The organism is Burkholderia sp. Ax-1720 (assembly GCF_011753035.1).
Classification (GTDB): Bacteria; Pseudomonadota; Gammaproteobacteria; order Burkholderiales; family Burkholderiaceae; genus Burkholderia; species Burkholderia gladioli.
This window is the reverse complement of sequence record NZ_VWWK01000278.1, coordinates 1-6,189: the sequence shown is the minus strand read 5'-3', so window position 1 is coordinate 6,189 and position 6,189 is coordinate 1. Positions and strand designations below refer to the sequence as shown.

The following is a 6,189-nucleotide window of genomic DNA, read 5'->3' as shown; positions in this document are numbered from 1 at the left end:
GCCGACGCGGCACTGGCCGCGCTCGCGGCGCCGGCCGCGAAGGCGCTGGGCGCGGCCCCGAAGGCCGCGGCCGAGGCGAAGGCCAGCAGGGTGCGACGGCGTGCGACATCGGCCGGCGCATCGTCGAGGCACGCGAGGGCGGCGAGGCCCGGATCGGGAATCGGCGCGCGCATCAGAGATACCCGTGACGCGGCGGGTTCACCTGGTTCAGCACGTAGTTGCCGATCGCATGGTATTTCCAGCGCACCGGATCGTGCAGCGTGTGCGTGCGCGCATTGCGCCAGTGGCGATCGAGGTTGTATTCGCTGAGCACCGAGCGCGTGCCCGACAGCTCGAACAGCTTGTTGGTGGCGAGGATCGCGAGTTCGGTGCTGAGCACCTTGGCCACCGCCACTTGCACCGAGGCGTCGCCCACCTGGGCGTCGTCGAGCCGCGCCGGCAGCGCGCCGAGCCGTGCCGCGACGCGCTCCAGCACCGCCTCGGCGGCCAGCAGGCGCACCTGCAGGTCGGCCACGTCGCGGATCACATAGGGATCGTCCGCGACGCGCGCCACGCCGCTGTCGCCCCAGGGCCGCGCGCGCGTGCGCACGAACTCGAGGGTGTCGGCGATCGCGGCGCGCGCGATGCCCACGTCGATATTGGCATGCAGGTACTGCGAGATCGGGCCGGCCAGGGTGGGCTGCTCGAAGGCGGCCTGGATCGACACCACGTCGTCGGGATCGACCTCGACCGCCGCGAGCGTGAGCGTGCCGCTGGCCGTGGTGCGCTGGCCGAAGCCGCTCCAGTCGTCGCTGATGTCGAGCCCGGCGCGCTCGCGCGGCACCTGCGCCTGCACGTAGCGGCCGTCGTCGTCGAGCGCGAGCACGGCGATCCAGTCGGCATACAGCGCGCCGGTCGAATAGAACTTCTGCCCCTCCAGCACCAGCCGGCCATCGTCGCGGCGCGTGAGGTGGGTGGCGATCTCCAGCGCGGTCTTGGTGCCGCGCTCCGAGGCGGCATGGCCGAAGCGCGCGCCGTCGAGCGCGAGCCCGAAGAACTTGCGGCGCTGCGCCTCGCTGCCGGTCAGGCCGATCACGTCCAGCGCGTGGAAATGATTCTTCGGCAACTGGCCGATCGAGGGATCGGCCTGCGAGACGATGCGCACCACTTCGCCGAGCGTGGCGATCGACACCTGCGCACCGCCGTATTCGCGCGGCACGGTGATGCCCCACAGCCCGCTGCCCGAGAACAGATCGAGTTCGGCAAACGGCAGGCGTCGCTCGCGATCGCGCAGCGCGGCCTCGCGGGCCAGCTCGCCGGCCAGGCGATGCGCGGTTTCGAGGGCGTGCGCATCGTCGACGATGCGACTGGCGACGGGGCGGCCGGCGGGCGCCGGCGCGGAGGGCGCTGCCGTGTCGGCGGGCGAAAAGGCTGTCATGAAAATCCTCGTTGTCGATGGAACCGGCTGCCCAACAGCAAGGGCCGTGCCATCACCGTCGCACAAGGCTCGCCGCGGGAGGCCCGACGCGCGACGGGTGATTCGCGCGCTGGATTCGCAGCGAAATGCCGCAAATCCAGCATGCCGCCCGGCGCATCGCGCGCCTGTTGGCTTTCCAGCAAAACGGTCGAAATCCGCGCCCGCTCGAGCGCGGTCCGGCACCCGCGGAATCGGCCGCGCACCTTGCCGGGCCGGGCCGGCAGCGAGCTGGCACGACGGTTGCAAAGGCCGTCGCCGTCGCGCGATGCACTGGCGGTGCGACACACCGGCAGCGCCCCGCGGGGTGCGCCGGCCACACGCACAACCAGCCGGCATCGACAGGGGAATTCCAATGAGATACACATCGTTCAGCGCCTCGCTCGGCGCCTCGGCGCTGCTCGTGGCCGCGCCGCCGCTGCATGCGCAGAGCGCGCCGACCACCGCACCGCTGGCCGCCGCGGCCGGCACCACGGCCGCGGCGTCGGCCACGCCGGGCCGGAGCGCCGATGCAAACGCGGCGGACACATCGACCGCCACGGCGGCCGGCAAAACCGCTGCGGGCACCGGCAATCGCGCCGCCGAGTCGCCGCAACGCATGCAAGACATCGTGGTCACCGCCGAGCGCCGCGCGCAAAGCGCACAGCGCGTTCCGGCCTCGGTCTCGGTGCTGCGCGGACGCGATCTGAAAACCCTCAACGTCAACACGGTCAATGATCTGCAGCACGCCACGCCAAGCGTCGAGGTCGAGCCGGCCTTTGGCGGCGGTCAGCCTGAATTCCGGATTCGCGGCGTCGGCTTCACCGACTACACGGCCAACAATGCCTCGACGGTCGGCATCAATGTCGACGACGTCGCCTTCGCCCTGCCGATCCAGACCCAGGGCCAGCTGTTCGACCTCTCCCGCGTCGAGGTGCTGCGCGGCCCTCAGGGAACGCTGTACGGGCGCAACACGACCGGCGGCACCATCAACTTCATCACCAACAAGCCCACCAAGGATTTCGAGGCCGGCATCACGGCCGAATACGGCTCGCACAACCTGACCACCACCGAGGGCTACGTCTCGGGGCCGCTCAGCGATCGCGTGCGCGGCCGCTTCGCCTTCACCACCCAGGATTTCGGTGCCTGGCAAAACAACCGCGTGACCAACCAGGCGCTCGGCAACCACGACAGCGCGGCCGGCCGCGCCCAGCTCGACTGGGACGTGACGCGCGACTTCAAGCTGCATTTCGGCGCGCACGGCGGCTTCGACAAATCGGACAACACCGGGCTCTCGCTGTTCACGCCCTACACGTCGACGCTGACCGGCCTCACGATCCCGGCCGACAGCGACATCACCAAGACCGGCTGGGGCGTAAGCCCCGCCTTTGCGCGCGTGACCGGGCTGTCCACCGACGCCAAACCCGGCCGCAACAACGTCAGCACCGGCGCCGACCTGACCGCCACCTGGAACCTCGGGCCGGTCGAACTGAAGAGCATCACCGCCTATAACTTCCTGCACCGCCGCGAATACTCGGATTGGGATGCCACGCAGTACCATGACTCGGACGAATACTTCGACGACACCGTCAGCGAGTTCACACAGGAGGTGCGCGCCGCCTCGCGCGGCGATACGCGGCTGCGCTGGGTCACCGGCCTGTTCTATTCGCACGACGACCTGAACGAGCAGTTCTACTCGGATTTCACCGACCGCCTCGGCTTCGTCGCGCTGACACGCTACCGCCAGTCGGTCGACACGCTCGGCGCATACGGCCAGGCGACCTACGACATCACCCCGCGCCTACGTGCCACTGCCGGGATCCGCCAGGAGCACGAGCACCGCGACCTGATCGGCTTCGAATCGGGCACCCTGTCGCCGGGCTTCGCACCCTTCGCCGGGTTCGTCGCCGGCGCCGCGAACCAGTCGCTCAGTTCCAACGGCACCTCGGGCAAGCTCGGCCTGGAGTTCGATCTGGCGCCGGCCAGCCTGCTGTACGCCACCATCAGCCGCGGCTACAAGTCGGGCGGCTTCACCGCGCACAACACCGGCAACTCGAACGCGCTGGTGCCGTTCAAGCCCGAATCGCTGACCGCCTACGAGGCCGGCATCAAGACCGACCTGACGCGCTCGCTGCGCTGGAACCTGTCGGCCTTCCACTACGACTATCGCGACCAGCAGGTGCTGTCTGCCACCTTCGATCCGAATTCGCAGTCGCTGATCGGCACCTTCGTGAACGCGCCGAAATCGCGCATCGACGGCCTGGAGACCGAGCTGAACTGGCAACCGCTGCGCGGCCTGGAGATCTCGCAATATGTCGGCTACAAGCGCGGCCGCTACACCGCGCCCTTCGTCACCTACAACACGGTGGCCTCGGCCGCGGCGGGCACCAATGTGTTCAGCGACTACAACGGCACCTCGCTGAGCTTCCCGAAGCTCAGCTACGGCGGTCAGGTTTCGTACAGCTGGAACGGTGGCGGCTATCGGTTCCGTGCCGAGACCAACTACAGCTATCGGGACGCCTATTCGCAATTGCTGCTGCTCGGACCGAACTACACCATCGACGGCTACTGGCTGTTCAACGCCAGCCTGACCGTGACCTCGCCGGATCGGCACTGGGACGTCTCGCTGTGGGCGCGCAACCTGTTCAACCGTCAGTACGACCTGACCAAGAACTTCTTCCTGCCAGGCACCAACGTGGCGGCCGCGGGAGAACCGCGCACCATCGGCCTGCGCGTGAGCTACACCTACTGAGCGGAGGATCCCCGGCATGACACGCCGCAAGGACAAGATGAAACTCAACGCGATGCTCAACGGCAGCGGCAGCCACGTGGTGGGCTGGCGACACCCGCAAGCGGCACCGCGCGGCAATCGCGATTTCGCGCACTTCCGGCGCATGGCCCAGACCGCCGAGCGCGGCAAGCTCGATGCGCTGTTCGTGGCCGACGTGGTGGCCACTCAGGGCAGCCACGTCGATTCGCTCCGACGCAGCGCGCGCGCCGAGGGCTTCGAGCCGCTCACGCTGCTGGCCGCGCTGGCAGCTGTCACCGAGCGGATCGGCCTGATCGCCACCGCCACCACCACCTACAACGCGCCATACCACATCGCACGCAAGTTCGCCTCGCTCGACCACCTGAGCGGAGGTCGCGCGGGCTGGAACCTGGTGACCTCGGTGGTACCCGACGAGGCCGCCAACTTCGGCGCGTCGCCGCATCTCGCGCACGCCGACCGCTATGCCCGCGCCGAGGAATTCCAGCGCGTAGTGGCCGGGCTGTGGGACAGCTGGGAAGACGATGCTTTCATCGAGGACGCGGCCGCCGGCCTGCACTTCGATCACCGGAAGCTGCACGTGCTGAACCACCGCGGCGAACACTTCAGCGTACGCGGACCGCTCAACGTCGCGCGACCGCCGCAGGGTCACCCGGTGCTGGTGCAGGCGGGCTCGTCCGAGGCCGGACGCGAGCTGGCCGCGCGATGCGCCGAACTGATCTTTACCGCCCAGCATCGGCTGGAGGACGCGCAGGCCTTCTACGCCGACGTAAAGGGCCGCCTGGCTGCTCACGGCCGCCGGCCCGAGCACCTGAAGATCCTGCCCGGCCTGACGCCGATCGTCGGCGCGAGCGAGGCCGAGGCCCGCGAGAAACTGGCCGCGCTGCAGGCGCTGATCGATCCGGTGCTCGGCCTGCGCCTGATCGCGGACAACGCCGGCGATTTCGATTTGTCGGGCTACCCGCTCGACGGCCCGCTGCCGGAGTTGCCGCCAAGCAATCGCAGCAAGAGCCGCCAGCAACTGATCGTCGATCTCGCGCGCCGCGAGAACCTGACGATCCGCCAGCTGTACGAGCGCTATTCGGGCGCGGGCGTGGTGACCGGCACGCCGAAGACGATCGCCGACCGCCTGGAAGAATGGTTCCTGGCCTATGGCGCGGACGGTTTCAACCTGGCCTTCGCCTGGGCGCCCGGCGGCCTCGACGATTTCGTCGAGCAGGTGGTGCCCGAGTTGCAGCGCCGCGGCCTGTTCCGCACCGAATACGAGGGCCCGACGCTGCGCGACCAGCTCGGTCTGCCGCGGCCGCCCTTCGCGCGCGCGGCCGGCTCGGAGCGCGGCGATCGGGTCGCGCCGGTCGCGGGAGTGGCATCGTGAGCGCGCGCTGGCGATTGAGCCTGCTCACGCGCGTCTACGCGCCCGGGCCCGACACGCGCGTGCTGCACGAGACGCTCGCGTTGATCGAGGCGGCCGAGGCGCTCGGTTATCACGGCGCCTGGGTGGCCCAGCATCATTTCGGCCGCGAGAGCGGGCGCCTGCCCTCGCCGCTGGTGCTGCTGGCGGCAGCGGCGCGCCGCACTCGGCGCATCGCGCTGGGCAGCGCGGTGATCGTGCTGCCGCTGGAGACGCCGCTGCGCGTGGCCGAGGATGCCGCGGTGCTCGACGCGCTGTCGGGTGGCCGGCTGCAGCTCGGCTTCGGCGCCGGTTTCGAGCGCGAGGTATTCGACGCTTTCGGCCGCGACTACGACCAGCGCGCGCAGGAACAGATACACGCGCTCGACCTGCTGCGCCAGGCCTTCGACGGCGCGCGCCTGGGCGAGGGCGCGGCCACCCTGCAGCCGCCCGCGCCGGCTCTGTCCGCGCGGATCTGGCAGGCGACCGGCGAAGTCGGGGCGGTCGCGCGACGCGGCCACGGCCTGATTGTGGCGCGCACCCGCGAGCACGCGGAGGCCGAGTCGATCGCACGCTATCGCGCCGCCTGGGAACGGGCCA

General features: G+C 69.9%; 4 protein-coding genes. 3 read left to right on the top strand and 1 reads right to left on the bottom strand.

Features of this window, described 5'->3' with window-relative positions:
- Positions 1–172 precede the first annotated feature (172 nt).
- A complete protein-coding gene (locus F3J18_RS35080) occupies positions 173–1,417 on the bottom strand; it encodes an SfnB family sulfur acquisition oxidoreductase (protein ID WP_166916697.1) in 1,245 nt (414 codons plus the stop codon).
- 391 nt (positions 1,418–1,808) lie between these two features.
- Here F3J18_RS35080 and F3J18_RS35075 point away from each other — a divergent pair, with 391 nt between their 5' ends.
- The 3 genes from F3J18_RS35075 to F3J18_RS35065 form a co-directional block, all read left to right on the top strand.
- Positions 1,809–4,184, top strand: coding sequence for a TonB-dependent receptor (locus F3J18_RS35075; RefSeq protein ID WP_166916695.1), 2,376 nt, complete (start codon positions 1,809–1,811; stop codon positions 4,182–4,184).
- Between the two features lie 16 nt (positions 4,185–4,200).
- Positions 4,201–5,574: an LLM class flavin-dependent oxidoreductase gene (locus F3J18_RS35070; protein WP_166916693.1), complete on the top strand. Its 1,374-nt coding sequence runs from the start codon at positions 4,201–4,203 to the stop codon at positions 5,572–5,574.
- Positions 5,571–6,189, top strand: a 619-nt coding sequence (locus tag F3J18_RS35065) for an LLM class flavin-dependent oxidoreductase (RefSeq protein WP_345892544.1), incomplete at its 3' end; no start/stop codon positions are given. The genes F3J18_RS35070 and F3J18_RS35065, both read left to right, overlap by 4 nt.